The organism is Billgrantia aerodenitrificans (assembly GCF_021404405.1).
GTDB classification, from domain to species: Bacteria; Pseudomonadota; Gammaproteobacteria; order Pseudomonadales; family Halomonadaceae; genus Halomonas; species Halomonas aerodenitrificans.
Genome location: NZ_JABFTV010000013.1, coordinates 111,764 through 138,512, shown reverse-complemented (window position 1 = coordinate 138,512; position 26,749 = coordinate 111,764). Strand labels below are relative to the sequence as shown.

Annotated in this window: 24 protein-coding genes; 20 read left to right on the top strand and 4 right to left on the bottom strand. The window is 65.4% G+C overall.

Annotation, left to right across the window (positions count from 1 at the left end; translation table 11 throughout):
• Window positions 1–198 precede the first annotated feature (198 nt).
• The 6 genes from HOP59_RS21110 to HOP59_RS21085 are packed head-to-tail and all read left to right on the top strand — an operon-like array spanning window position 199 to window position 5,131.
• Window positions 199–972 carry a DUF3450 domain-containing protein gene (locus HOP59_RS21110; protein ID WP_234255493.1) on the top strand — a complete coding sequence of 258 codons (774 nt, stop codon included), beginning with the start codon at window positions 199–201 and terminating at the stop codon, window positions 970–972.
• Window positions 969–2,348: a MotA/TolQ/ExbB proton channel family protein gene (locus HOP59_RS21105; RefSeq protein ID WP_234255492.1), complete on the top strand. Its 1,380-nt coding sequence runs from the start codon at window positions 969–971 to the stop codon at window positions 2,346–2,348. Before HOP59_RS21110 ends, HOP59_RS21105 begins: the two co-directional genes overlap by 4 nt.
• Window positions 2,332–2,880 carry a MotA/TolQ/ExbB proton channel family protein gene (locus HOP59_RS21100; RefSeq protein WP_035590926.1) on the top strand — a complete coding sequence of 183 codons (549 nt, stop codon included), beginning with the start codon at window positions 2,332–2,334 and terminating at the stop codon, window positions 2,878–2,880. The genes HOP59_RS21105 and HOP59_RS21100 overlap by 17 nt, the downstream gene beginning before the upstream one ends.
• A complete protein-coding gene (locus HOP59_RS21095) occupies window positions 2,873–3,280 on the top strand; it encodes an ExbD/TolR family protein (RefSeq protein WP_010628018.1) in 408 nt (135 codons plus the stop codon). The genes HOP59_RS21100 and HOP59_RS21095 overlap by 8 nt, the downstream gene beginning before the upstream one ends.
• Entirely contained in the window at window positions 3,277–4,047 is a 771-nt protein-coding gene (locus HOP59_RS21090) for an energy transducer TonB (protein ID WP_234255491.1), read from the top strand. The genes HOP59_RS21095 and HOP59_RS21090 overlap by 4 nt, the downstream gene beginning before the upstream one ends.
• 10 nt (window positions 4,048–4,057) lie before the next feature.
• Complete coding sequence (locus HOP59_RS21085) at window positions 4,058–5,131, top strand: tetratricopeptide repeat protein (protein WP_234255490.1); 1,074 nt, start codon at window positions 4,058–4,060, stop codon at window positions 5,129–5,131.
• A gap of 30 nt (window positions 5,132–5,161) precedes the next feature.
• On the opposite strand, the gene xthA is transcribed toward HOP59_RS21085, so the two are convergent.
• Window positions 5,162–5,995, bottom strand: coding sequence for an exodeoxyribonuclease III (xthA, locus tag HOP59_RS21080; RefSeq protein ID WP_234255489.1), 834 nt, complete (start codon window positions 5,993–5,995; stop codon window positions 5,162–5,164).
• Window positions 5,992–6,252, bottom strand: coding sequence for a hypothetical protein (locus HOP59_RS21075; RefSeq protein ID WP_234255488.1), 261 nt, complete (start codon window positions 6,250–6,252; stop codon window positions 5,992–5,994). Before HOP59_RS21075 ends, xthA begins: the two co-directional genes overlap by 4 nt.
• A 143-nt stretch (window positions 6,253–6,395) precedes the next feature.
• Here HOP59_RS21075 and rhlB point away from each other — a divergent pair, with 143 nt between their 5' ends.
• Window positions 6,396–7,670, top strand: coding sequence for an ATP-dependent RNA helicase RhlB (gene rhlB / locus HOP59_RS21070; protein WP_234255487.1), 1,275 nt, complete (start codon window positions 6,396–6,398; stop codon window positions 7,668–7,670).
• 291 nt (window positions 7,671–7,961) lie between these two features.
• Complete coding sequence (dinG, locus tag HOP59_RS21065; protein WP_010628024.1) at window positions 7,962–10,094, top strand: ATP-dependent DNA helicase DinG; 2,133 nt, start codon at window positions 7,962–7,964, stop codon at window positions 10,092–10,094.
• Between the two features lie 63 nt (window positions 10,095–10,157).
• On the opposite strand, the gene HOP59_RS21060 is transcribed toward dinG, so the two are convergent.
• The gene (locus tag HOP59_RS21060; RefSeq protein WP_234255486.1) at window positions 10,158–11,234 is read right to left on the bottom strand and encodes a 3-deoxy-7-phosphoheptulonate synthase; all 1,077 of its coding nucleotides are present in this window, start codon (window positions 11,232–11,234) and stop codon (window positions 10,158–10,160) included.
• 298 nt (window positions 11,235–11,532) lie between these two features.
• On the opposite strand from HOP59_RS21060, the gene rpoE reads away from it, so the two are divergent.
• The 10 genes from rpoE (at window position 11,533) to pdxJ (ending at window position 21,541) form a co-directional block, all read left to right on the top strand.
• Window positions 11,533–12,138: an RNA polymerase sigma factor RpoE gene (rpoE, locus tag HOP59_RS21055; RefSeq protein ID WP_010628026.1), complete on the top strand. Its 606-nt coding sequence runs from the start codon at window positions 11,533–11,535 to the stop codon at window positions 12,136–12,138.
• Window positions 12,139–12,320: 182 nt separating this feature from the next.
• A complete protein-coding gene (locus HOP59_RS21050) occupies window positions 12,321–13,031 on the top strand; it encodes a sigma-E factor negative regulatory protein (RefSeq protein WP_234255485.1) in 711 nt (236 codons plus the stop codon).
• Window positions 13,031–14,038, top strand: coding sequence for a MucB/RseB C-terminal domain-containing protein (locus HOP59_RS21045; protein WP_234255484.1), 1,008 nt, complete (start codon window positions 13,031–13,033; stop codon window positions 14,036–14,038). Before HOP59_RS21050 ends, HOP59_RS21045 begins: the two co-directional genes overlap by 1 nt.
• Window positions 14,039–14,081: 43 nt before the next feature.
• Window positions 14,082–15,515, top strand: coding sequence for a DegQ family serine endoprotease (locus HOP59_RS21040; protein ID WP_010628029.1), 1,434 nt, complete (start codon window positions 14,082–14,084; stop codon window positions 15,513–15,515).
• 198 nt (window positions 15,516–15,713) lie between these two features.
• Window positions 15,714–17,531: a translation elongation factor 4 gene (gene lepA / locus HOP59_RS21035; RefSeq protein WP_010628030.1), complete on the top strand. Its 1,818-nt coding sequence runs from the start codon at window positions 15,714–15,716 to the stop codon at window positions 17,529–17,531.
• A gap of 13 nt (window positions 17,532–17,544) precedes the next feature.
• Window positions 17,545–18,348, top strand: a complete 804-nt coding sequence (lepB, locus tag HOP59_RS21030; RefSeq protein WP_010628031.1) for a signal peptidase I — start codon at window positions 17,545–17,547, stop codon at window positions 18,346–18,348.
• A 24-nt stretch (window positions 18,349–18,372) separates the two neighbouring features.
• Window positions 18,373–19,065, top strand: coding sequence for a ribonuclease III (gene rnc, locus HOP59_RS21025; RefSeq protein WP_010628032.1), 693 nt, complete (start codon window positions 18,373–18,375; stop codon window positions 19,063–19,065).
• Complete coding sequence (gene era, locus HOP59_RS21020; RefSeq protein ID WP_234255483.1) at window positions 19,062–19,961, top strand: GTPase Era; 900 nt, start codon at window positions 19,062–19,064, stop codon at window positions 19,959–19,961. Before rnc ends, era begins: the two co-directional genes overlap by 4 nt.
• A gap of 51 nt (window positions 19,962–20,012) precedes the next feature.
• Window positions 20,013–20,714, top strand: a complete 702-nt coding sequence (gene recO / locus HOP59_RS21015) for a DNA repair protein RecO (RefSeq protein WP_010628034.1) — start codon at window positions 20,013–20,015, stop codon at window positions 20,712–20,714.
• A 32-nt stretch (window positions 20,715–20,746) separates the two neighbouring features.
• Window positions 20,747–21,541 carry a pyridoxine 5'-phosphate synthase gene (gene pdxJ / locus HOP59_RS21010; RefSeq protein WP_010628035.1) on the top strand — a complete coding sequence of 265 codons (795 nt, stop codon included), beginning with the start codon at window positions 20,747–20,749 and terminating at the stop codon, window positions 21,539–21,541.
• A 55-nt stretch (window positions 21,542–21,596) separates the two neighbouring features.
• On the opposite strand, the gene HOP59_RS21005 is transcribed toward pdxJ, so the two are convergent.
• Window positions 21,597–24,311, bottom strand: coding sequence for an ATP-binding protein (locus tag HOP59_RS21005; protein ID WP_026038075.1), 2,715 nt, complete (start codon window positions 24,309–24,311; stop codon window positions 21,597–21,599).
• Between the two features lie 117 nt (window positions 24,312–24,428).
• Between HOP59_RS21005 and cysM the strand changes: the two genes are divergently transcribed.
• Window positions 24,429–25,325, top strand: a complete 897-nt coding sequence (cysM, locus tag HOP59_RS21000; protein WP_010628037.1) for a cysteine synthase CysM — start codon at window positions 24,429–24,431, stop codon at window positions 25,323–25,325.
• 1 nt (window position 25,326) lies between these two features.
• Window positions 25,327–26,748 (top strand): TRAM domain-containing protein, encoded by a 1,422-nt coding sequence (locus tag HOP59_RS20995; RefSeq protein WP_234255482.1) that lies wholly within the window; start codon window positions 25,327–25,329, stop codon window positions 26,746–26,748.
• Window position 26,749: the final 1 nt, after the last annotated feature.

The window sequence follows — 26,749 nt, the reverse complement described above, 5'->3', positions numbered from 1 at the left end:
AGTCCTGATGTGGGGGGATGGATGAGGGCAGTATAGCGTTTGTCCCCACAATCTCAATGATAAGTATTATTATTTATCTGCGATGATGAGCACGCGATGCGTCGATTCCATTGATAACGGTTATCATTTATGGCATCGTCTTGGCCTGTTCACAGGGCGGATTGCCTGTTCAACGAGTTTCTTGCCGGGAGTCAAATCGTGAGACCGTTTCGCCATCCATGCCTCTGGGGGGCAATACTCTGGCTGGGTTTGGCCGCCTCGGCGTCCGCCGACCCCGAGCTGTACCAGGAGTCGCGTGAGGCCCAGCGTAGCCAGGCCGAGCTTCAGGCGAGCATCGACGCCGCAGATGACGAAGCCCGTGCCATGCTTGAGGAGCTGCGCGAGCTCGAGCGTGCCGAGCGTCGTCTGACGCGGGAGAACGCCGAACTCGCACCGCGCAACGAGCGCTTGGCCGAGACACTGGATCGCCGTGAGGCGGCACTCGATACCTTGGCGGAAACCCGCGAGGCCTTGCCCGTGCTGCAGGAGCGCTTGATCGAGCGACTCGAGCAGTGGGTCGATGGCGACATGCCGTTCCTGCGTGAAGAGCGGCTGGCGCGGGTTGCTAGCCTGCGCTCCCAGGGCGATGAGCTATCCAGTGCCGAGCGCTGGGAGCGGATTGTCTCTGCGTGGCGTGCCGAGCTGGATTACGGCCGTGAGGTCGATGCCTGGCGCGGTTATCTCGGCGAGGGCGACTCGCGCCGCGAGGTGGATTACCTGCGTCTTGGGCGCGTGGGCTTCTATTACCTGACTCCTGACGGCCGCGCAGGCCGAGTCTGGCGTGCCGACAGCGGCAGTTGGGCACCGCTCGATGAGGCTGAGCGTCGAGAAGTGCGCAATGGTCTGCGCATCGCCCGGGATCGCCGTTCGCCTGAGCTGCTCACGCTGCCGATCACGCAGCCGGTCGAACAGAGTCGGGAGGATGACGCATGAAGGCGCTGCGCTATTCGGTTTCTCTCACGGCGGGGTTGCTTATCGCCATTTTTCTGACAGCCCCGGTCATGGCTCAGTCCGAGCCGCTGACTACCCTGCGCGCCGAGCGTGAAGCCGCCGAAGCCCGGGACCGGGCGCGACTGGCCGAGCTTCTCGAGGACCGCAGCGCCCTGCAGGCCGCCCTTGAGGAGGCGCGTGCTGCCCACGATCAGGCGGAAGCTCGCCACGCCGAGCTGCAGGCCGAGGCCCAGGTGCTGGGCGAGCGACAGGCCGAGCTCGAAGCCCGCCAGCAGGAGCAGGGCAACGATCTCGAAGCCGTGCTGGCCTCGCTTGCCCGCCACAGCGGCGAGCTGCGTGACGATCTGGCCGATAGCTGGTTGACGGTAGGGGGCGCGGCGTTGCCGCCGCGGCTCGACGATGCCGAGGTTCTCGAGCTCGAGCACCTCGAAGTGTTCGCCGACCGTCTGGTGGCGCTGACCGCCGATACCGCTCGAGTGGTCCGCTTCGAGGCGCCGGTGGCGTCGGTCAGCGGTGAGCTTGCGCCAAGAGATGTGGTGCGACTGGGGGATTTTGCTGCCTTCACCGAGGGAGAGTTGTTGCGTCGTGGCGCCGATGGCCAGACGCTGTTGGTGATCGAGCGCACGCCGCGGGAAGTGGTTACCAGCCTGGCAGCTTTTCATGGCGGAGAGTCGCGCTTGCTGGCGCTCGATCCTACCCGTGGGCAGGTCATCTCGGCGTTGGCCCAACGTCCGAGCCTGATCGAGCGTTTCCACCAGGGTGGAGCAGTCGGCTACGTGGTGGTGGGGCTCGGCGCTCTCGGCCTGCTGGTCGCGCTGCTTCAGTACGCCTACCTGTTGCGGGTGACGCTGGCCATGCGTCGCCAGCTGCGTGACCTCACCACGCTGCGCGAGGACAACCCGCTCGGCCGCGTGCTGCAGCGCTTCCGTGCGCTGCACGACGATCCCGTGCCGGAAGCGCTGGAGGCTCGCCTCGACGAAGCGGTGCTAGCCGAGCTGCCGCGCCTGGAGCGTGGCCAGCCGTTGGTCAAATTGCTGGCGGCGGTGGCGCCGCTGCTGGGATTACTTGGCACCGTCACCGGCATGATCGTCACCTTCCAGGCCATCACCGTGTTCGGCACCGGCGACCCGCAACTGATGGCGGGCGGTATCAGCCAGGCACTGGTGACGACAGTGCTGGGGCTGATCACCGCCGTGCCGCTGCTGTTTGCATACACCGCCCTTGCCGGTCGCAGCCGCCATCTGGCGGGTCTGGTCGAGGGGCAGGCCAGTGCGGCCCTGGCCGAGCAGCTCGAACATCGCCCGCAAGGGCCCGATGGCGTCACCGGGAGCGCGCGTCGCGATGCCGCCTTGGCTTGAGATAGGGGGCCTTGAGCCGTTGGAGCGCCTGGTCGAGGCCGGCGGCTCGGTGCTGGTGGTGATTGCCCTGGTAGCGATGGTGCTGTTCAGCCTGGCGTTGGAGCGGGTGTGGTATTTCCGCCTCACCTATCGCCGGGCCAGGCGTGCCCTTATCGCACGCTGGGCGGCGCGTCAGGATCACCTGAGCTGGAGTGCCCTGACCCTGCGCGAGGTCTGGGCGCGCGAGCTGATCGGACGCCTGCGCCGTCCGCTGCCGTGGCTCAAGCTGCTGGTGGCGCTGTGCCCGCTGCTCGGTTTGCTGGGCACCGTGACCGGTATGATCGCCGTGTTCGACAGCCTGGCGATGACCGATACCAGTCAGGCCCGCGCCATGGCCGATGGCGTGGCCCGCGCAACCCTGCCGACTTTGACCGGCATGGCCGTGGCGGTAGTGGGGCTGCTGTTCACCAGCCGCCTCGAGCAGATCATTCGACGCGAGGACCAGCGGCTGCACGACCGCCTGGCCCGCGCCGTGGAGGATACCGATGCGTAGACGCCGAGTTGGCGCCGATGACAGCGAGGCCAGCGAGGTCAACCTGACCCCGATGCTGGACGTTGTCTTCATCATGCTGATCTTCTTCATCGTCACCACCAGCTTCATCAAGGAGAGCGGAGTGGAGATCGAGCGACCCGAATCCAGCGCCGCCACGCCGCGACCCGATGCACAGGTGATGGTAGCCATCACACCCGAAGGGGCGGTATGGGTCGATGGTCGTGCCGTCGACCTGCACCGCGTGGGTAACGAGGTGGCTGGGTTGGTGAGCGAAGACGGCTCGGTGGTGATCCAGGCCGATCGCGACTCCACCACCGGGCTGCTGATCGAAGTGATGGACCGCATTCGCGAGGCCGGCGTGGAGCAGGTGGCCGTCGCCGCCAGCCGGAGTCGGTCGTGACGCGCATCCCTTTTTCTTCGCTGGGCGGCGTGGCGCTGGCGCTGCTGCTGTTCTGGCTGCTGGCGCTGCTGGTGACACCTCCGGAGGAGGAGTTCGACGTGGTCGACGTCAGCATGACCATGAGCATGGTCGAGGCGCCGGAGCCGGTGCAGGAGGAGACGGTCGAGTCCAGTGCCGAGCCGCCGCCCCCGCAGGTAGAGGCCACTCCACCGCCGCAGCCGGAGCCGCTGCCGCCACTGGAGAGCTCGATTGCCATGCCGGAGCCGGAGTTGCCGCCAGAGCCGCAGGAGACGGTGGAACTCGACACCACCCTGCCCGAGCTTGCCGAGGTGCAGCCTGAACCGCCGCCTGAGCCGAGGCCGGAGCCGCGACCCCAGCCCGAACCGGCGCCACAGCCGGCTCCCGAACCAGCACCTGCTCCGAGCCCGCCTGCGGCAGCGCCCAGTGCTGCGCAGGAGGGGCCGACCACCGAGCAGGCGGCGCCTGCCGAGTCGGGCCCGGTGGATGTGGGTGAAATAGCGCCGACCAGCCGCGTGCCGCCGGAATATCCATCCCGCGCCCAGCGTCGAGGGCTGGAAGGGCATGTGGAGCTGCAGTTCCTGATCCGTCCCGACGGTAGCGTCGATCGTTCGTCCATTCGTGTGGTCGAGTCGCAGCCGCGTAACGTCTTCGATTCTGCCGCCGAGCAGGCCGTGGCGCGCTGGCAGTTCGAGCCGGCTAGCGGCGTGCGTCGGGCGCGGCAACGTCTCGAGTTCCAACTGAGGTGAGGCCATGAGGATGTGCGCTGCAATTCGCCTGATCGCCTGTGCCGGCCTGCTGCTGACCGCCGTTGCCCATGCCGATGCGCCGGCACTTCCAGGCGACGTCATCGCTGACTTGGAACAGCTCCAGCGTCAGCTGCAGCAGGGTGAGCATGACAGAGTCGCCGAGCGCGCACGCTCGCAGGCCCAGCGTTTGGAAGGCGGCAATGCCGCCGACCGCTGGGCCGGTGCGCTGTACCGCCAGCTGGCGGCGGGGGCCGAAGCCGGTATGGGGCGCAGCGAATCTGCTGCCGATCAGCTGCGTCAGGCACGCCGGGTGCAGGAGGCGCCGACGCGTCAGCGTGATCGCTGGCTTCGCGAAGAGGCACGCCTGCGTCTGGCGGCAGGGCAGACCGAAGAGGCGGTGGCGCTGTGGCTCGACTGGCATGAACGCCACGACGGCAGTACCGATGACAGCTGGCGCCTGGCCCGTGCTCTGGCAGAGTTGGAGCGTTGGGAAGATGCCGCGGGTTGGGTCGAGCGTGCGCTGGCGGACGACCCCGCTCCCGATGAGCGACGTCAGATGCTGGCTGCCAGCGTGTTCCAGCACGCCGGGCGCGGCGAAGAGGCCCTGGCAAGGCTGGAGACTGCCCTGGGGGCCGAGGCTCCGCCCGAGGCCTGGCGACGGGCGACGGCACTGGCTCAGGGGTTGGGCGATACCCAGCGCGCTGCGGCCATCTGGGAAGCCGGCTGGCGCCTGGGGGTGTTGCGCAACGAGGCGGACCTGCGTCAGCGCATCGAATTGCATCTGATCGCCGGTACACCGGCCCGAGCCGCGGAGCATCTCGAAGCGGCGTTGGACGATGAGGCGCTGCCCGATACCCTGGATAACCGGCGCCTGCTGGCTCGCGCCTGGGAGCAGGCCCGCGATCGAGAACGGGCGCTCGCGGCCTGGCGCGAGGTGGCACAGCGCAGCGAGAAAGGCGATGACTGGCAGCGCCTGGCGCTGCTGGCCAATGGCTGGGGGCGGCTCGAGCTGGCGAAGGAGGCCATGCAGCAAGCCCAGCGCCGTGGGGCGGAAGTCGATCCGCACTGGCTCTCGACTCGCTAGCAAGCCGAGAGCTAGTGGGTCAGGAACGGCTCAGGGTTCGAACTCGGTCCACACCGGGGCGTGGTCGGAAGGGCGCTCCATGCCGCGCAGGTCGTAGTCGATGCCGGCATCGCGCACGCGCTCGGCCAGCGGTGCCGTGACCAGGATATAGTCGATGCGCAGGCCGCGCCTGGGCTCGCGTTCGAAACCGCGGGAGCGATAGTCGAACCAGCTGAAGCGGTCGTCCACCTCTGGATAACGTACCCGATAGCTGTCCCTGAGTCCCCATGCCTTGAGCGTGCCGAGCCACTCGCGCTCGATGGGCTGAAAGCTGGTCTTGCCCTCGCGCAGCCAGCGCTTGCGGTTGTCCTCGCCGATGCCGATGTCGATGTCCTCGGGGGAGATGTTGAAATCCCCCATCACCACCAGCCGCTCGTCGGGGCGATGCCGCTCCCGCAGCAGCGCGATCAGCTGTGCGTAGAACTCGCGCTTGTTGGGAAACTTGGTGGGGTGATCGACGTTCTCGCCCTGAGGGAAGTAGCCGTTCCATACGGTCAGCGCCTCGCCGTCGGCGGTGCGCAGGCGCACACCGATCAGGCGGCGCTGGGACTCCTCGCCGTCGCCGGGCAGGCCGAAGAAGACCTCTTCCGGCCCGTTTGGGCAGAGCGTCTTGTGGCACATGAGCGCAACGCCGTAGTGGCCCTTCTGGCCGTGGTAGTGGACGTGATAGCCCATCGCCTCGACCGCCTCGCGGGGAAACTCGTCGTCATGCACCTTGGTTTCCTGCAGGCCGATCACCAGCGGCTGGTGGGCTTCGATCAGCGCCTCGAGCTGGTGCAGCCGGGCGCGCAGGCCGTTGATGTTGAACGAGACAAGGCGTGTCACTCGTCATGCTCCTCGCGAGTCGTTGCACTCTGTTCTGAGGCGGGGGTGGGGTGGATGGCGATGCTGGCGCCCTGTTTCTGGCGGGCCAGCTTGCGTGCCGCCTGCAGCTTGCGCTGCTGGCGCTTCTTCTGGGTGAAACGGCGCGACGAGGTCACCTGGTCGGGGTTTTCGTGGCGCCACTTCTTGTAGTCCTTGCGCTTGCCGGTGCGGATGGTCACCTTGTCGGCCAGCGAGCGGGTCTTTTTGCGGCGTGTCATTGGCCGGACTCCTAATCTTCAAGAGCTGCATGAGTGGGCATTCTACCAGTCCGATGCAAGAGGCGCGCCCTCCTCGCCATAGGCTGGTACAATATGCGGCTGTACGAAGTTCACCCCATTGCTACGGACAAGACATACAGCCTATGAGCGAGTCGGAACAGACCACAGCCCCGGCCGAGAACCGCAAGCCCAAGCGTCGTCGTCGCAAGCCGCGCCGCAGCCAGTCCAACTGGGACCTGCGCCAGTTTCAGGTGCCTGCCGTGGCGGGCAAGTGGCGCTTTCACGACTTCGATCTACCGCTGCCGCTGATGCGCGCCATCCACGCCCTGGGCTTCGAGTACTGCACGCCGATCCAGGCCGAAGCGCTGGCCCATACCCTGCTGGGTGGCGATGTGGTGGGCAAGGCCCAGACCGGCACCGGCAAGACCGCCGCCTTCCTGATCTCGATCCTGGCCTACTTCCTCGAGGAAGAGGCGCCGAATGGGCAGAAGCCCGGTGCGCCGCGTGCGCTGATCGTGGCGCCGACTCGTGAGCTGGCGCTGCAGATCGAGAAGGACGCCAAAGCCCTGGCGCGTTTCACCGATCTCAACGTGGCCAGCGTAGTCGGCGGCATGGACTACCAGAAACAGCGCGAGCACCTGGGCAAGAAGCTCGACCTCCTGGTCGCCACGCCAGGTCGTCTGCTCGACTTCCACGAGAAGCGCGACGTCGATCTCACCCAGGTCGAGATCCTGGTGCTCGACGAGGCCGATCGCATGCTGTCGATGGGCTTCATTCCCGACGTCAAACGCATCATTCGCCATACGCCGAAGAAGGAAGAGCGTCAGACTTTCCTCTTCTCGGCCACCTTCTCCGAAGATATCCTTAACCTGGCCAGCCAGTGGACCCATCAGCCGACCCACGTCGAGATCGAGGTCACGGTAGACAACAAGGCCAACATCGATCAGCGCGTCTATATGGTCAGCGATGACGACAAGCAGCGCCTGCTGATCAACCTGCTCAAGCAGGAGAGCTTCGACCGGGTGATGGTGTTCGGCAACCGTCGCGACCTGGTGCGCAAGCTCGAGAGTCTGCTCAAGAAGGCCGACATCAACGTGGCCATGCTCTCCGGCGACGTGCCGCAGAATCAGCGCATCAAGACCCTGGAGCGCTTCCGCGAGGGCGAGGTGCAGGTGTTGGTGGCCACCGACGTGGCCGGCCGCGGCATCCACATCGAGGATGTCAGCCACGTGATCAACTACACCCTGCCGGAGGATCCGGAGGATTACGTCCATCGTATCGGCCGTACCGGCCGTGCCGGGGCCACCGGGGTGTCGATCAGCTTCGTCGGCGAGGAGGACGCCTTCTCGCTGCCGGAAATCGAGCGCTACATCCAGGACAAGCTGCCCTGCGAGCACCCGCCCGAGGGGCTGCTGTAACGGCATGCTGCCTTGCTGCACAGGGCCGGGGACAGGTTGAAGAGGAGGTCTTTTGCCATGGGTGAGGAGCACTGCTCCGAACGGGCTGGCCATGGATGGCCAGCACCGGCCCTGCAAGCGGAGCAGGATGCGAGAGCGCCGCAGGGCAAAAGTAGCGCCCAGGGATGGGTTCACAGCGCCTCCTCGTAAACCTGTCGACGGCCCCGGATTCGCCGCCAAGGGCTCCCTGGCAGTCGCTGAGCTCCGGTTTGCTCGAAGCTGTTCCTCCCAAGTTCTCTAGAGAGTGAGGCCATGCTCGACGAGGCCCTCAAGGGTGAGATACAGGCCGCCTACCGTCGCGTGCTGGAGGCCCAGGGGCTGACGCCACGCTACGGCCAGCGGCTGATGATCGCCGAGATCGCCCGCACGCTGGGCGGCATCGAGGCCGACGACGCCGGCCGGCGGCTTTCCGACGAGCACGTCTGCGTGCTCGAAGCGGGCACTGGCACCGGCAAGACCCTGGCCTACCTGCTGGCGGCGCTGCCGGTGGCCAAGGCCAAGGGCAAGCGCCTGGTGGTGGCCACGGCCACCATTGCCCTGCAGGAGCAGGTGCTGCTGCAGGACCTGCCTACTCTCAAGGCCCACAGCGGCCTCGACTTCGACTACGCCCTGGCCAAGGGGCGCGGTCGCTACCTCTGCCTGACGCGCCTGGAACAGGCCCTCGACGGCGTCGAGGACAACCCCACCCTGTCGCTGTTCGAGCAGAGCCTGGCCCAGGGTGCCGGCGATCATTTCCAGGCGCTGGTGCAGGAAATGGCCGATGCCTACGGCAGCGGTCGCTGGGAAGGGGATCGCGAGAGCTGGCCCGTGGCCATCGACGACGGCGACTGGCGGAGGCTGACCATTGACCATCGCCAGTGCACCAATCGCCGCTGCGGCCATTTCGCCGCCTGCGCCTTCTTCCGTGCCCGCCGCGACCTCGAGAGTGCCGACATCATCGTCGCCAACCACGATCTGGTACTGGCCGACCTGTCGCTGGGCGGCGGCGTGGTGTTGCCGCCACCCGGCGACTGCATCTACGTCTTCGACGAAGGCCACCACCTACCGGACAAGGCGTTGAACCACTTTGCCCACCGCGTAGGCATCAATGGCACGCTGCGCTGGCTGGGCAATCTGAAGAAGTCGCTGACCGAGCTCAACCAGGCGCTGGCGATACAACCGACCCTGGCGCGGTTGCTCGCCGGGCTGCCGGAAACCATCGCCGCGCTGGAGCCGCGTCTGGGTGAGGCCTATTCCCTGGGCCATCAGCTGGCCGGGCGGCAGCATGGGCTCGCGGAAGATGAGGAGAATCATCAGTTTCGCTTCGAGATGGGACGCGTTCCCGAGGCCCTGCGCGAGCATGCCGGCAGCCTGCTGGTGGGCTTCGCCGAACTCTCGCGCACGCTGGAAACCATGAGCGACATCCTGCGTGAGAGTCTCGACCCCGACAAGCACACCGGGCTCGAACGCGAGCAGGCCGAGGCGTGGCTGCCGCTGCTGGCGCTGTTGCACGGTCGCGCGCTGGAGGCCCACGGGCTGTGGGAGTCATACGCCGAAACCGACATGGAAGGCGAGGCGCCGAGAGCGCGCTGGCTGACGCTGGAGCGCTTCGGCAGCGAACCCGAGCTGGTGTTCTCGGCGAGTCCCGTGTCGGCGGCACCGACTCTGGCCAAGAGCCTGTGGGGCAGCTGCTTCGGTGCGGTGGTGACCTCGGCCACGCTGACCGCCCTGGGCCGCTTCGAGCGCCTGCAGGAGCGTGCCGGGCTGGCCAACCGCTACCGCTACCAGCGCCTGCCGAGCCCCTTCGATTACTCCCGAGCGGTGCTCAGTGTGCCGCGCCAGGCCGTGGACCCCGGCGACCGCGATGCCCACGAGCGGGCCATCGTCGATTTCGTCAGCGGGCTGGGCGACAAGGAGGCCGTGCTGATGCTGTTCTCGTCGCGAGCGCAGCTGCGCGCGGTGGAAAAGGTGCTACCGGCGAAGTGGCGCGAGCGGGTATTGGCACAGGACCGCTTGCCCAAGCGCGAGCTCATCGAGCGGCATCGGGCGCGGGTGGATGGCGGCGAGGGCAGCGTGATCTTCGGTCTGGCGAGCTTCGCCGAGGGCATCGATCTGCCCGGCGACTATCTGACCCATGTGGTGATCACGCGGCTGCCGTTCGCCGTGCCCGACGACCCGGTGGGTGCGACCTTGGCCGAATGGATCGAGAGCCGGGGTGGCAATCCCTTCATGCGCATCAGCGTGCCCGATGCCTCGATCAAACTGGTGCAGGCCTGTGGCCGTCTGATTCGCAAGGAGGCCGATCAGGGACGCATCACGCTGCTCGACCGGCGCGTGCTCACGCGGCGCTACGGACAGGCATTGCTCGATGCGCTGCCGCCGTTCAGGAGAGAGATCGACGGCTAGGGCCCCAACGAGAAGGGCCCGCAGTGCGAGCCCTTCTCTGTCGTGCTGCTTGTGTCGCGGCTGTCAGCCCTGGCGTCGCTCCGCTAGCACCGTGCTCAGCTTGCTCGCCATGCGCGTCATGGTCTCCTCGGTGGTGGCCCAGTCGATGCAGGCATCGGTGACGGAAACGCCGTACTGCATCTGGCTGTGGTCGTCTAGGATCTTCTGGCTGCCCCAGCCGATATTGGACTCCACCATCAGCCCCATGATCGAGCGGTTGCCCTCGAGGATCTGGTTGGTGACGTTGTCCAGCACCAGCGGCTGCAGCGCCGGGTCCTTGTTGGAGTTGGCGTGGGAGCAGTCGATCATGATGTTGGGCTTGATGCCGGCCTTCTTCAGCTCCTGCTCGGCCAGCGCCACGCTGACGCTGTCGTAGTTGGGCTTGCCGTTACCGCCGCGCAGCACCACGTGGGCGTAGGCATTGCCGCGGGTGCGGATGATCGCCACCTGGCCGCTCTGGTTGATGCCGAGGAAGTTGTGCGGATGCGAGACCGACTGCAGGGCATTGATGGCCACGTCGAGGCTGCCGTCGGTGCCGTTCTTGAAGCCCACCGGGCTGGAGAGGCCCGAGGACATCTCGCGGTGGGTCTGGGATTCGGTGGTGCGCGCGCCGATGGCCGACCAGCTGATGCAGTCCTGCAAGTACTGCGGCGAGATCGGGTCCAGCGCCTCGGTGGCCAGCGGCAGGCCGAGCTCGGAGAGCTCCACCAGCAGCCGGCGGGCGATGTGCAGGCCTTCCTCGATCTCGAAGGAGCCGTTGAGATGCGGGTCGTTGATCAGGCCCTTCCAGCCGACGGTGGTACGCGGCTTCTCGAAATAGACGCGCATCACGATGAACAGGCTGTCCTTCACCTCGTCGGCCAGGCGGCGCAGGCGACGCGCATAGTCCAGGGCAGCGTCGACGTCGTGGATCGAGCAGGGGCCGACCACCACGAGCAGGCGCGGGTCGCTGCCGTCGAGAATGTTCTGAATGGTCCGGCGTCCCTCGATCACCGTTCTCTCGGCGATGTCACCGAGGGGGATCTCGTTCTTGAGGGCTTCGGGAGTGATCAGTACGTCCTGGGAAAGGACGTTGAGGTTGCTGACCTGCTGATCTGACATGTTGCTACCTGTGTCGTGATGCGTTGAAGGCAAGAAGATGAACTACTATACACCCGCCGAGGGAATAATCGGCAATCGGAACGGAACCCGAAGCTGCCCGAGGGGTCTCAGCGCCGGCAGCATGGCGGCCGGCTTGATGCGCGGCCAAGAAACAGGAACACTTGTCGGGACGGACGACGACGTCCAGGGACATTCAGCGGCCAACGGGCTCCAGGTTGAAACCATGCAAGCAGATTATTCAACGACGCTTTACTCCCGCATCCCGCCTCGGGGCGCTGCCCTGTCGGGGGGGGCATGAATGGGCAACCGGGAAACCGATCAGCAGCTCGTGGAGCGTGCGCAAAATGGCGATACGCGTGCCTTCGACCTGCTGGTGAAGAAGTATCAGCACAAGATCATCGGCTTGATCGGTCGCTACGTTCAGGACCACGCCGAAGTGCAGGACGTGGCCCAGGAAGCTTTCATCAAAGCCTATCGTGCTCTTGGCAAGTTTCGCGCCGAGAGCGCGTTCTATACCTGGATGTATCGCATCGCCATCAATACGGCCAAGAACCATCTCGTCTCGAAGGGGCGCCGCCCGCCAGGCAGCGATCTCGATATCGTCGACGCCGAAATTCTCGACCATAGCGGACGGCTTTCCGATATCGAAACCCCGGAGTCGTCGCTGGCCCGGGATCAACTCGAGGCGGCTGTTTTCGAGGCCATCGAAAACCTGCCCGACGATCTGCGCACGGCCATCACCTTGCGCGAGCTCGATGGGCTCTCCTATGAGGACATCGCCAACATCATGCAGTGTCCGGTGGGAACGGTGCGCTCGAGGATCTTTCGTGCTCGTGAGGCGGTGGATCAACATATTCAACCGCTGGTGGAGACGGCTCGGACCCGGGAATCGGTGACCGAGTGAAGTTTTTCAAGAAGTTTTCGTCTCGACGCTGAACTGTCTCGCGTCGATGACGTCTGAAGCATTGACCGCAGTTTGACAGCGGCAAATCATGGGCTGTCGGCATTCCGTTTCGGTGCGTTCGGGAATGCCGGAAAACATTGGTAGCAAGGCAGGGTGCCTTGTCGATGTGGGGGTGTTGAGGAATGAGTCAGAATGCACGGGAATCGCTTTCTGCCCTGATGGACAACGAAGGTGATGATCTCGAGCTTCGCCGGATGCTCAAGTCACTAGAAGAGCAGCCGGACGCGGCGGAAGCCTGGCGGCGCTATCATCTGATGCGCAGCGTCATGCGGCGGGATCATGACATCGATGTCAGTACGGACCTCTCGGCCGGTATCATGGCGAGGCTCGAAGCCGAGCCGGTGCCTGAAATGGAAGCGCCTCGTATTCCACCGCGTCGCATCCAGCCCTTTGCTCGCAGTGCGGGCATTGCGGCGGCGGTCACGCTGATGGTGATCACCGGGGTGCAATTCTACAACGGCACCGATTTCACCCGCTCGGGCGGTGAGACCGAGCTGGCCGACAATCAAGCGCCCGCTGCTGCGGGTCAAACACAGCGCAACCTCGTGGCACAGGCCGGAGGCGGCAGCCAGGCCACCCCCGTTGGCATGCCGTTGTTCTCTCCGGCGGTGTCGGGCGGTCAGGCCGGCGGCGTGATGCCGGTTGGCGCCGGTTTCGACAACCCCCTGTTCCTGACTCCCAATCCGCGGCAATCCCGCAGCACCGACCAGGAGCAGGCGCGCTTGCTGCAGTCATACCTCGACCGTCATTCTCAGGGGGCCACCAATCTGAGCGGCGACGTCTGGATGCCACTCTTGCGGGCTTCGGGTAACGAGACGCTGGGGCAGCGCTGATGGTCAACAGGCGTAACGCCAGGTGCCTGGCTGCGTATAGCGGTGCCTTGCTCCTGGCTTACGGTGCCGTGGCGATTGCAGAAACGGCGGCGGTTGCAGAAACTGCGGATGAGCCAACCGAGACCGAACGCTTCGACTGCCGCCAACTGGCCGAGTGGGAGCGTCCCGAATCGCCATTGGAGTGGTTCGAGCGCAGCCTGTGGGCGGGGCACTGTCATGTCTTTCAGGCGCGGGCGGTACGCATCGGCATCGATGGCGTCCGTACACTGGCGCTTTCCCGCGACATCCAGGACGGCATCGAGCGCGAAGTGGCGCGTTTCCTCGACGGGCCGCCCGTCTTCTTCGAGCGCCGTGGCCATATCGGCCGCATGAGCTGGTCCAACGGCGAGCCGGAAGTGCCCGCATCGCCGGCAGGCATGGCCCGGCATATCGAGCAGTATTATCGGCTTTCCATGGGCAGCGATGAGCGTATCGCCAATCGCAGTGCGGTTCGGCTGGATATCGAGCCGTTGGACGGTTTGCGCTTCGGCCATCGCCTGTGGCTCGACGAACACACCGCATTGCCGCTCAAGCGCGAGTTGATCGACGACCGAGGGCGTGTGGTCGAGACGTTCCAACTGACCGAACTCCAGCCACCGCAACTGTACCAAGGCGGCGTGGTGCTCGATGCGAGCCCCACGCCGCCACGGCAGGCCTGGCGGGCGGCCTGGCTGCCCAATGGATTTCTCGATCAGCCTGTCGATACGCAGACCGACCGACACGATCCGGAGATCGGTCATCGCATCTACAGCGATGGCCTTTCGACCCTGAGTCTGTTCGTCGAGCCGATCGAGGAGGGGCGGGAGCGGTTGATTCCGGGGCTGCATCGTCTGGGAATCTCGCTCGCCGTGGTACGCCATGTGGTGGTGGATGGTCGGCCCATGCAGGTGGTGGCAATGGGTGAGTTGCCGCCGCGGGTGTTGGCCCAGGTGGCGGAAAGTCTCACCTGGCGCGAAGCATCCGAATAGTAAGTTCCGCTAGAGATAACGAAATGCTGATGCAGGAGCTCTCATGAAGCCATTGACGCGACAGGTCTCTCTTTGGGCGCTGCTGGTGGCCATGCTGCTGTCATGGCAGTCTGCCTTTGCCCGCGAACTGCCCGATTTCACCGTGCTGGTCGAGCAGGCGGCCCCCGGAGTGGTCAACATCTCGACGACTCGCATGATCTCGGGGCGCTCCCAGGGGTTCGAAGATTTCGGCGGACAGGACATTCCGGATATCTTCCGCCACTTCTTCGGCGACCGCTTCCCGGCGCCGCCCGGTGGCGGAGGCGGTGGGCCGGGGCGGGGACATGAACGTCAGTCCCTGGGCTCCGGTTTCATCATCAGTCAGGATGGCTACATCCTCACCAATGCCCATGTGGTCGACGGAGCCGACGAAATCCTCGTGCGTCTCAACGACCGCCGGGAGCTCGAAGCCGAGCTGATCGGTGCCGATACCCAGACCGACGTGGCGCTGCTCAAGGTCGATGCTTCCGACCTGCCGACGCTGCGCATGGGAGATTCCGACCGGCTGCGCGTAGGCGAATGGGTGGCGGCCATCGGTTCGCCGTTCGGTTTCGATCACTCGGTGACCGCGGGCATCATCAGCGCCATCAACCGCACGCTGCCGCGCGATGCCTACGTGCCTTTCATCCAGACCGACGTTGCCATCAACCCGGGCAACTCCGGTGGGCCGCTGTTCAACCTCGATGGCGAGGTGGTGGGCATCAATGCCCAGATATTCACCCGCAGCGGTGGTTTCATGGGTGTGTCGTTCGCGATTCCCATCAACGTGGCCATGGACGTTGCCAATCAGCTGCGTGACGACGGCCGCGTGCGTCGTGGCTGGCTCGGCGTGATGATCCAGCCGGTGTCGCGCGACCTGGCCGAATCGTTCGGCATGGACAGCGCCAGCGGTGCTCTCATCGCCGACCTCGACCCCGAAGGTCCGGCAGCACGTGCCGGCCTGCAGGCGGGTGACATCGTGCTCGAGGTCGACGGCGAGGAGGTCGAGCGTTCGCGCAACCTGCCGCGCCTGATCGGGCGGGTCACGCCGGGCAACGATGCCGAATTGACCATCATGCGTGACGGTGAACGCCGAGACATTGCCGTCACCATCGGCGACTGGCCGGATAGCGAGCGCTCGGAGCAGGCACGGCCCGGTGGCGATTCGGACGCTCAGGCGCGCCTGGGCATTGCCGTGGCCGAACTCGAGGATGCCGAGCGTCAGCGGCTCGGAATCGACAGCGGAGTGGTGGTGCGTGACGTCGACCCCCGTGGGGCGGCCGCCGATGCCGGCATTCGACCCGGTGACGTGATCGTCAGCCTCGACCATCATGCCGTGGAAGAGCCGGCCCAGCTGCGCGAGCTGGTCGAGAGGTTGCCTACCGATCGCGCCGTGCCGGTGCGCCTCTACCGTGAGGGTCGCTCGCTGTTCGTGGCACTGCGCCTGGGCAACGGCTGAGCGGCACAGACTGCCGACCATCGCGACGACACCTCCCGCACGTGCGGGAGGTGTCGTCGTTTTTGCCGCTGCATACGGCTGTGCTGTCCAACCCTTGGCCATGCCGGTACAATACCGGCCATTGAATTCATATGACGTGAACGGGCGCCGACCAAGATTGCCGCTGCCGCGCTCGTGTCGAATACCGGACTGGGTTAGATGAGCAACGAAGCAAGCAACGGAAAACTGAAGCACATTCGTAACTTCTCGATCATTGCCCATATCGATCACGGCAAGTCGACCCTGGCAGATCGCCTGATCCAGAGCTGCGGCGGGTTGACCGAACGCGAACTTAAGGAGCAGGTGCTCGACTCGATGGACCTCGAGCGCGAGCGCGGCATCACCATCAAGGCCCAGTCGGTCACGCTGGATTATCATGCCCAGGATGGCAACACCTACCAGCTCAACTTCATCGACACCCCGGGGCACGTCGATTTCTCCTACGAGGTATCGCGCTCGCTGTATGCCTGCGAGGGGGCACTGCTGGTGGTGGACGCCGCTCAGGGCGTCGAGGCGCAGTCGGTGGCCAACTGCTACACCGCCATCGAGCAGGGGCTCGAGGTGCTGCCTGTACTCAACAAGATGGACCTGCCCCAGGCGGACCCGGACAAGGTCTCCCACGAGATCGAGGAGATCATCGGGCTGGACGCCACCGATGCCTGCCAGGTGTCGGCCAAGAGCGGTTTGGGCATCGATGGGCTGCTCGAGCGCCTGGTGCGCGACATTCCGCCGCCCAAGGGCGATCCCGATGCGCCGCTGCAGGCGCTGATCATCGACTCCTGGTTCGACAACTACCTCGGTGTGGTGTCGCTGGTGCGCATCTTCGACGGCACCCTGAAAAAGGGTGAGAAGATCCGCATCAAGTCCACCGGTCGCGACTGGCAGGCCAACGAGGTGGGTATCTTTACCCCGATACGCAAGGAAACCAACATCCTGCGTGCCGGTGAAGTGGGCTTCGTGGTGGCCGGTATCAAGGACATCCACGGCGCCCCGGTGGGGGACACCATCACCCACGCCAAGACACCGGACGTCGAGCGCCTGCCCGGCTTCCAGAAGGTCAAGCCGCAGGTCTACGCCGGCATGTTCCCGGTCAGCGCCGACGACTACGAAGACTTCCGCGATGCGCTGGAGAAGCTGGCGCTGAACGACGCCTCGCTGGAGTACGAGCCGGAAAACTCCGATGCGCTGGGCTTCGGCTTCCGCGTCGGTTTCCTCGGCACGCTGCACATGGAGATCATCCAGGAGCGGCTCGAGCGCGAGTACGATCTCGATCTGCTCACTACCGCGCCTACGGTGGTCTACGAGCTGGCGATGAAGAACGGTGACGTCAAGTATGTCTCCAACCCTTCCAAGCTGCCCGACATGGCCGACGTGGACGAGATGCGCGAACCGATCGTGCGCGCCAGCATCCTGGTGCCGCAGGAGTTCGTCGGCAACGTGATCATGGAGTGCGAGAACCGTCGCGGTAACCAGCTCGACATGCAGTTCCTCGGCAGCCAGATCCAGCTCACCTATGAGTTGCCCATGTCCGAGGTGGTAATGGACTTCTTCGATCGGCTGAAGTCTATTTCCAAGGGCTATGCTTCGCTGGACTACAACTTCGAGCGCTTCGAGGCGGCCAGGCTGGTGCGGCTGGACGTGCTGATCAACGGCGACCGGGTCGATGCGCTGGCCGTCATCATTCACCGCGACCATGCCCACACGCGGGGGCGGGTGCTGGTGGAAAAGATGAAGGAGCTGATCCCGCGCCAGATGTTCGACGTGGCGATCCAGGCTGCCATCGGCGGTCAGGTGGTGGCTCGCTCCACGGTCAAGGCGCTGCGCAAGAACGTGACGGCCAAGTGCTACGGTGGGGACGTCACGCGCAAGAAGAAGCTGCTCGAGAAACAGAAGGCGGGCAAGAAGCGCATGAAACAGGTCGGTCGGGTGGAGATTCCCCAGGACGCTTTCCTGGCCGTACTCAAGGTGAACGACTAGGACCGGCGATAACATGGATTTCTCTTTGCTACTGGTGGTGGCAGTCGCCATCACTGGACTGATCTGGCTGCTCGATCTGGTTTGGTGGCGCCCGGCGCGTCGCCGCAAACTGGCCGCCGTAGAGGCGGGCACCACGGAAGGGCTCGACGAGGCTGCCCGCGAGCGGGCCATGAAGGAGCCCTGGCCGGTCGACTATGCGCGCTCGTTCTTTCCGGTATTGCTGGTCGTCCTGCTGCTGCGCAGCTTCCTGGTGGAGCCGTTCCAGATCCCCTCGGGCTCGATGCGTCCGACCCTGGAAGTGGGTGATTTCATCCTGGTGAACAAGTACGCCTATGGTTTGCGTCTGCCGGTGACCCACACGCGTATCGTCGAGTTGGGTGAGCCCGAGCGTGGCGACGTCATGGTGTTCCGTTTCCCCAGTGAGCCCTCGGTGAACTTCATCAAGCGAGTGGTGGGCCTGCCGGGCGATACCGTGCGCTACGAAGACAAGCAGCTGTACGTCAACGGCGAGCCCGTACCCAAGCGCGTGCTGGACGAAGCGCCGCCCACCGCGCCGGGCGAGTGGCTGCTGGAGGAGCGCCTGGGCGAGGTCAGCCATCGTATCTACAATAATCCACGTGACCCGGGCCCGCGTGTGCGCGAGATCGTGGTACCCGATGGCCACTATTTCACCATGGGCGACAACCGCGACCACTCCAACGACAGCCGCTACTGGGGCTTCGTGCCCGAGGAGAACGTCGTCGGCCGAGCCTTTGCCGTATGGATGCACTGGGACGGTGGTCTGCCCAGTTTCACCCAGGTTCGCCGCATCCATTGATGGATCAGCAATAACAGGAATTTCGTGAGCAAATCCCTTTCCGCCTTCAGCCGACGCATCGGCCACGATTTCAGCGACATCACTCTGCTGGAGCTGGCCATGACGCACCGCAGCTTTGGGGGCCAAAACAACGAGCGGCTCGAGTTTCTCGGCGACTCCATCGTCAACTTCGTGATTGCCGAGGCGCTATACGAGCGTTTTCCCCAGGCTCGCGAGGGCCAGCTGTCGCGCCTGCGGGCACGGCTGGTTCGCGGCCAGACCCTGGCCGAGCTGGCCAGGGAGATGTCGTTCGGCGAGTGCCTGCGGCTAGGCTCGGGCGAGATGAAGAGCGGCGGTCACCGGCGCGACTCGATCCTGGCCGACGCAGTGGAAGCCGTGCTTGGCGCCATCTATCTCGATGCCGGCATGGATGTGGCGCGTACCCGCGTGCTGGCGTGGTACGCCGAGCGCCTGGAGTCGATCGATCTGCAGGATACCCAGAAGGATCCCAAGACCCGGCTGCAGGAGTTCCTGCAGTCGCGTCAGTCGCCGCTGCCGCGCTACGATGTGGTGTCCGTCGAGGGCGAGGCGCACGACCAGACCTTCACGGTCGAGTGTCACGTCGAACTGCTGGCGACGCATACCCTGGGTACCGGCTCCAGCCGCCGTCATGCCGAGCAGCAGGCCGCCGAGCTTGCTCTGCTCCAGCTCGAAAACCAGAAAGGGGCGAAATCATGAGCGAGACCTGTGGCTTCGTGGCCATCGTCGGTCGTCCCAACGTCGGCAAGTCGACGCTGATGAACCGCATCCTCGGCCAGAAGATATCGATCACCTCGCGTCGCCCGCAGACCACCCGACATCAGGTCATGGGGATCAAGACCGAGGGCGAGGCGCAGTTCATCTACGTCGACACGCCGGGCATCCATATCCTGGGGCGCGATCGCAACAAGGCGATCAACCGCTTCATGAACCAGGCCGCCACTCAGGCCCTGCACGACGTCGATTGCGTGGTGTTCATCATCGACCGCACGCGCTGGACCGATGAGGATCAGGTGGTGCTGTCGCGTCTGGAGCACGTTCAGGCGCCGGTGATCCTCGCCGTCAACAAGGTCGACCGGCTCGAGGACAAGAGTACGCTGCTGCCTTGGCTGGCCGAGGTCGGCGCGCGCCGCGACTTTGCCGCCATCATTCCTGTTTCCGCCAAGCACGGTACCAACGTACCGGAGCTGGAGGCGGAGGTGGCCAAGCATCTGCCCGAGGGCATCCACCACTTCCCCGACGATCAGGTCACCGACAGAAGCCAGCGCTTCCTGGCGGCGGAGCTGGTGCGCGAGAAGATCATGCGCCAGCTCGGCGACGAGCTGCCCTATCAGGTGACGGTCGAGATCGAGGAGTTCCGTGACGAGGGCAGGGTGGTGCACATCAGCGCCCTGATCCTGGTGGAGCGCGCCGGGCAGAAGAAAATCCTCATCGGCGACAAGGGTGAGCGAATCAAGAACATCGGACGCGAGGCGCGGCTCGACATGGAGCGTGCGCTCGACGCCAAGGTCATGCTCAATCTCTGGGTCAAGGTGAAGCGCGGCTGGTCGGATGATGAGCGAGCGCTGAAGAGCCTCGGCTACGACCTGGACTGATACTGCCCAAACCTGTCTGCGCTTGCCCCTTTTTCGTTCAGGCGATTCACCATGCAGCCGCAGCCGGCCTTTCTTCTCCACAAACGTCCCTATCGCGAGACCAGCGCTCTGGTCGAGCTGCTGACCCTCGAGCACGGCCGCGTGCGGGCGGTGGCTCAGGGCGTGCAGCGACCGGGCTCGCGCTCGCGGGGCCGTCTGCAGCCCTTTGCGCCGCTGCACGTCACTTGGGTGGGAGAAGGGGAGCTCAAACGCCTGCGCCTGATGGAGAGTCGTGGCGCGGCGGCGCTGCTGGCCGGGGAAGGGCTGCTGTGCGGACTCTATGCCAATGAACTGCTGACGCGAACGCTGCCGGTGGAGCTGCCCGTGCCGGACGTGTTCGCCTTCTACACTGCTCTGCTCGGGGCGCTGCCGCGACCCGATGGGCGTGCCATGGCGCTGCGGCGCCTGGAGTTCACGCTGCTCGATGCGCTGGACGCCTTGCCGCGCTACACCACGCCTGAGGGCGAGGAGCTGGACCCCCAGGCACGCTACCGTTTCGATACCGCCTCGCGTGCCTTCGTACCCGGCTCGCCCGGAATCGATGGCCGTACCCTGCGTTTGCTGGCCGGCGGCGACTGGGCAGCCCCCGGGCTGGCCGGGCCGGCCAAGGCGGTGGCGCGGGCGGCGCTGGTGCCCTTGCTCGGCACACGTCCGCTGCGTTCCCGTGAGCTGATGCGTCAGCTTGCCGAACGGCGCCGTCCCCCCTCACACTGATTCGCTCATTCAACCAGCCGCTGGAGGCCACCATGCATCCCCCGCGCATTCTGCTTGGCGTCAACATCGACCACATTGCCACGCTGCGTCAGGCGCGCGGCACACGCTACCCCGATCCGGTTCAGGCGGCGCTACTGGCAGAGGAAGCCGGCGCCGACGGTATCACCGTGCACCCGCGGGAAGATCGTCGTCACATCCAGACACGCGACGTGCGCCTGCTGGCCGAAGTGCTCAATACGCGCATGAACCTGGAGATGGCCGTCACCGAAGAGATGCTGGCGCTGGCCGAGGAGGTGCGCCCGGCGCACGTATGCCTGGTCCCCGAGAAGCGCGAGGAGCTGACCACCGAAGGCGGGCTGGACGTGGTGGGCAATTTCGCTGCCGTGGCCGATGCCTGCCGACGTCTGGCGGCAGCGGGCTGTGAGGTCTCCCTGTTCATCGATCCCGAGCCGAGTCAGATCGAAGCGGCCAAGCGCGCCGGGGCACCGGTCGTCGAGCTGCACACCGGGGCCTATGCCGAGCGCTCCGGGCAGGCGGCGCGCGAGGAGCATGCGCGGCTGACGGCAGCGACAGAAATGGCACTCGAACTGGGGCTGACGGTAAATGCCGGGCATGGGTTGAACTACCACAACGTCGAGGCGATCGCTGCCATTCCGGGCCTGCACGAGCTCAACATCGGCCATGCCATCATTGCCCGGGCGCTGTTCGTCGGGCTCAAGGAGGCCGTGGCCGAGATGAAGCGGTTGATCATCGCCGGGCAGGAGGCGGGCTTCGTCGCTTCGCTCGAAGAGCATGACCATCACCATGAGCACGACGATGAGGATTGACCTCAGCGCCGCTGCCGATAACGCCGTCAGGTGGGGCTAGGCGACGCAGCCAGGCTCACTTGGCGGTACTGGGAGGCGCTTCCTGGCTCTGGGCATGCCACTCGTTGAGCCTGTCGATGGCTTTGAACAGGTCTTCGAGCAGCGATGAGACCTCCGACATTCCTCGCGAACGCAGCCGTGTTTCCAGGGTTTCGGCGACCAGGGCCAGCTCGGGCGCGCCGCAGTAGCGGCAGGCGCCGTTGAGGGCATGCACGGCATCCAGCAGTGCCTCGGAATCGCTGCTGGCCAGTGCCTTGTGTAGCTGTTCGAGGGTGTCGGGCAGTGAAGCCACGAGCTCGCCGATCAGTTCGTAGGCCAGACTCTCGTTGCCATTCGCCAGTCGTGTGCCCAGTTCCAGATCGACGACCGCCAGATCCGCGGCGATGTCATTTTCACGCACCGCCGGCAGGGCGGGGGTAGGAGCAGAAGCGTTAGCGGGGAGGGGTGGCACGAAGCCGAGGTGGCGCTGCAGAATGGTTTCGAGGCGATTGGAGTCCACCGGCTTGATCAGGATTTCCTGCATGCCGGCCGCCTGGAGGCGCGTTCGCTCGCTGTCGTGAGCATGAGCGGTCACCGCGATGATGGGGCAGCGCGCCCAGTGCCCACCCATGCGGCGCAATGCCTGGGTCGCTTCGATACCGTCCATTCCCGGCATGCGGATGTCCATCAGCACCAGATGAAAGGTCTCGCCTTCGGCCAGGGCCAGGGCTTCTTCGCCGCTGCCGGCCTCGGCCAGCTCCAGGCCGGGTCTTTGCAGCAGTTCGCGCAGCAGTCGCCGGTTGATCGTATTGTCATCCACCACCAGGATTCGTGCCTTGTGCTGCCGTTGCGCTTCGATGGCGGGGCGACGCTGTGCCGAGCTGCAACGGCGCAGCGCATCGGCAAGGGCCTGGCGCGAAACCGGTTTGCAGAGGATCTCGCAGCCGCGTGGCAGGTGCAGGTCGGGTAGCTCCAGCGGCGCCATGTTGACCAGCAGCAGCACCGGGCAGGGGCAGGCCTGGAGGCGTGCGCGCCACTCCTCGACCACATCGTCATTCAGCTCGGTGGGGAGCGTGGCGACGAGCAGCGCGGGGGCGGGCGGCAGCAGATCCGGTTGGTGAGTTTCTTCCACCTGCCCACCCCACAGGGTGAGCAGGTGGTTCAGTGCGTGGCGGGTCGGGGCATGGGGCTCGAAGAGGGCGACCCGGCTGCCGTCCAGGATGTCGTCACTTGTCTCGATGCCGTTGCCCACGACGTCCAGCGGCAGTGTGAAGGAGAAGGTCGAGCCGCGCGAGGGCTCGCTCTCCACGGTGATCTGCCCGCCCATCTGTTCGACCAGCTGCCGGCTGATGGCCAGACCCAGGCCGGAACCTCCGTATTGCCGGGGATGGCTGGCGGCGGCCTGGCGGAAAGCCTGGAAGAGATTGTGCTGCTCCTGGGAGGTGAGTCCGATTCCGGTATCGCTGATGCTGACACGCAGGAGGACATGCTCGACGTCGGGCTGCTCCTCGACCATGACCCGGACGATGACCTCGCCCTGCTCGGTGAACTTGAGCGCATTGTGGGTCAGGTTGGTCAGTACCTGGCGAATGCGAAGCGGGTCACCGCGCAGCGGCGAAGGCACGTCGTCGTAGACCAGGCCCAGCAGATGAAGACCCTTCTGATGGGCCAACGGAGCCTGAAGCGCGAGCGCTTCGTCAACCAGCGAGACCATGTCCAGCTCGGCGCGATCCAGCTCCAGGCGACCGGCTTCCATGCGTGAGAAGTCCAGCACGTCATTGACCAGGGCCAGCAGGTTGTCGCAGGCGACCTGCACCTGATCGAGCCACTCGCGCTGACGCGGTTCCAGGCGCGAGCGCCCCAGTAGCCGGCAGAAGCCGACGATGCCGTTGAGCGGGGTGCGGATCTCGTGACTCATGCTGGCCAGGAACTCGGACTTGATGCGGTTGGCTTCCAGCGCTCTGCGGTGTGCCAGGTCGAGCTCGATGTTCTTGATCTCGATGGTTTCCATCGACTCTTCCAGCTCGGAGGTGGTCTGCTCGATCTGGCGTTGCGTGTTTTCGCGGGATTGCTGCATCTCGTCGCCCAGGGCATTCACGTGACGAGCCAGGCGGCGTAGCTCCGGGGCGCCCTCTTCCGGCAGGCGGATGTCCAGGTCGCCGCTGCGCAGGCGCCTCAATGCTTCGGCGGCGTTGTCCAGGCTGGAGTCGAGCCGGCGGCCCAGGGCGGAAGCAATCACGAACAGCAGCAGCCCCAGGATCAATAGCCCCAGGCCAGCGGTGGCCAGGCGCCGATAGTAATCCAGCGTGAGCGCGCGGGTATCGATATCCAGTTCCAGCCATGCCTGGGGCATGGCAGTGCCCTCGTTATTGGCCACTGCCAGGGGCATCATCAGCCGCCACAGGTCGCCGCTGGTGTCGAGTTGCGTGGTGTGCGGTGGCGAGGTGGCCACCTGGGCGCGATTGCGCCCCATCTCCAGCTCGATCAGGCCTTCGTCGGTGTAGATACCGACGCCGCGTGTCTCGTCGATCTCCAGCAGGCGCCGGGCCATGCCATCGAGCCGGGACTGGGCGCCATCGAACAGAGCCTGCGCCATTTCCGGGCTCTGCTGCTCGACGGCGGTGACGATACGGTCGCGCAGGGCCGCCTTACGCCACTCGGTATCCTGCTTCAGCAGGGAGACGCTTACGAGCAACAGCACAAGTAGAGGGAGACACAGTATCCATAGTGTCAGTCGATTTCCGAGCGACATCGGTGTTCCTTGGTCACGGGCCAGCCTCCTCAGTATGCCACATTGACGGGGCATGCCTGTCCAGTCGATGACGGCGCGGATATACTACGGAAAAGACGTTAGCCTAAGGACGCTTACATGCAGTTCCCCACCATCGAGGATGTCGTAGGCCACACGCCGCTGGTGCGACTCAAGCGAATCACCGCAGGACGCAACAACACGCTGCTCGCCAAGCTCGAAGGCAACAATCCCGCAGGCTCGGTCAAGGACCGCCCGGCGCTGTCGATGCTCGAACAAGCAGAGGCGCGCGGCGACATCACGCCGGGCGATACGCTGGTCGAAGCCACTTCGGGCAACACCGGCATCGCCCTGGCCATGGCGGCTGCCATCAAGGGTTATCGCATGGTGCTGATCATGCCCGACAGCGCATCCAGCGAGCGCAAGCAGGCCATGGCCGCCTATGGTGCCAGGTTGGTCACCGTGAGCAAGGAGGGCGGCATGGAGGAAGCTCGCGACCTGGCCGAAGCCATGGTGTCGCGGGGCGAAGGCAAGCCGCTCAATCAGTTCGCCAACCCCGACAACCCGCTGGCCCACTATCGCGGTACTGGCCCCGAACTATGGGAACAGACCGACGGCACCATCACGCACTTCGTCAGCTCAATGGGTACCACCGGAACCATCATGGGCGTTTCGCGCTATCTCAAGGAACGCAATCCGGAGGTGCAGATCGTCGGTCTGCAGCCGGAGGATGGCGCCAGTATCGCCGGTATCCGCCGCTGGCCGAAGGAGTACCTGCCGAGCATCTTCGATGCCACCCGTGTCGACCGGGTGCTCGACATCGGCCAGCACGAGGCCGAAGAGCACATGCGCCGCCTGGCGCGCGAGGAAGGGATTCTGGCCGGAGTCTCCTCAGGCGGCGCCCTGGCCGGTGCGCTGCGTGTTGCCGAAGAAGTCGAGAACGCCGTGATCGTGTTCATCGTTTGTGATCGTGGCGATCGTTATCTCTCGACTGGGCTGTTCGCCCCGGAGGTTTGAGTTGGCATTGCTTGGCAAGCGGCGACCGGCACGTCAGCGTTCCGGTGTCTCAGGTCTGCACAAGCGGCACGCCGAAGCCCAGCGTCCGGCAGAGCTCGAAGCCGACGGCGAGGCAGTGAGCATCGAGCGTCTGGCCCACGATGGCCGGGGCGTAGCTCGCACCGCTGCCGGCAAGACGCTGTTCGTCGAGGGGGCGCTGCCGGGCGAGCGTGTCGAGGTGGCGGTGCATCGCACCCGCAAGCGCTTCGACGAAGCCCATGTGCGCACGCTGCTCGAGCCCGCGCCCGAGCGGGTCACGCCGCCTTGCGCTCATTACGGTCAATGCGGTGGTTGCGACATGCAGCACCTGGCGGTGGCGGCGCAGCGTCGGCACAAGGGCAACGTGCTCACCGATCTTCTCGGCCGTGAGGGCATCGAACTCGCTCACCCCGTTCGACTGCTGGCGGGACAATCGCTGGGTTACCGGCGCCGTGCGCGTCTGGGCGTCAAGGTGGACGCCCAGGGCGACGTTCACCTGGGGTTTCGTGCCCGGCATGCCAGCCGTCTGGTCGATATCCGGGCCTGCGAGGTGCTCGTTCCCGAGCTTGCGGCCCTGCTCTTGCCTCTGCGGGCTCAGTTGAGCGAGCTCGAAGCGCCGCGACTGGTGGGCCACCTGGAGCTGATCGCCGCCGACTCGACCCGCGTGGTGGTGGTTCGCCAGCTGCGCGAGAACCCCACCGACCTGCAGCGTTGGCGGGAGTTTAGCCAGGCCAATGACGTCGTCGTCGCGTACCTGCTGGGGCGTGACGAACCCACTCTCGAATGGCTGGGGCAGCCGGCCTCGCTCGGTTATCGGCTACCGCTCGACGTGGGCGAGCTGCGCTTGAACTTTGCGCCGGGAGACTTCATTCAGGTCAACGCAGAGATCAATCGCGAGATGGTGCGTAGCGTGCGGGAGTGGCTGGCTCCCGCCAGCGGTCAGCGCCTGCTGGATCTGTTTGCCGGCATCGGCAACTTCAGCCTGCCGTTGGCCGCCGACGGTGCCCGGGTCACGGCGGTGGAGGGCAATCCCGCCATGGTGGCTAGGCTCGAAGCCAACGCACGCGATAGCGCGCTCGAGCTCGAGGCACACCAGGCCAACCTGAACGATGAAGTCGCCGTAGCGAAGCTGCTGGCACACCTGGTGCCCGATATCGTGGTGCTGGACCCGCCCCGGGACGGTGCCGATGCGGTATGTCGCGCATTGGTCGAACGCCCGGTGCCGAAGCTGGTCTACATTGCCTGTGACCCTGCCACGCTGGCGCGCGATGCGGCACGGCTCGTGCATGGCGGTTATGGCATCGTTCAGGCGATGGTAGCCGACATGTTCGTGCACACTTCGCACCTGGAGACCCTGCTCCTGCTCGAACATGGTGCAGGCCAGCCGTCATCGCAAGGAGTCTAGA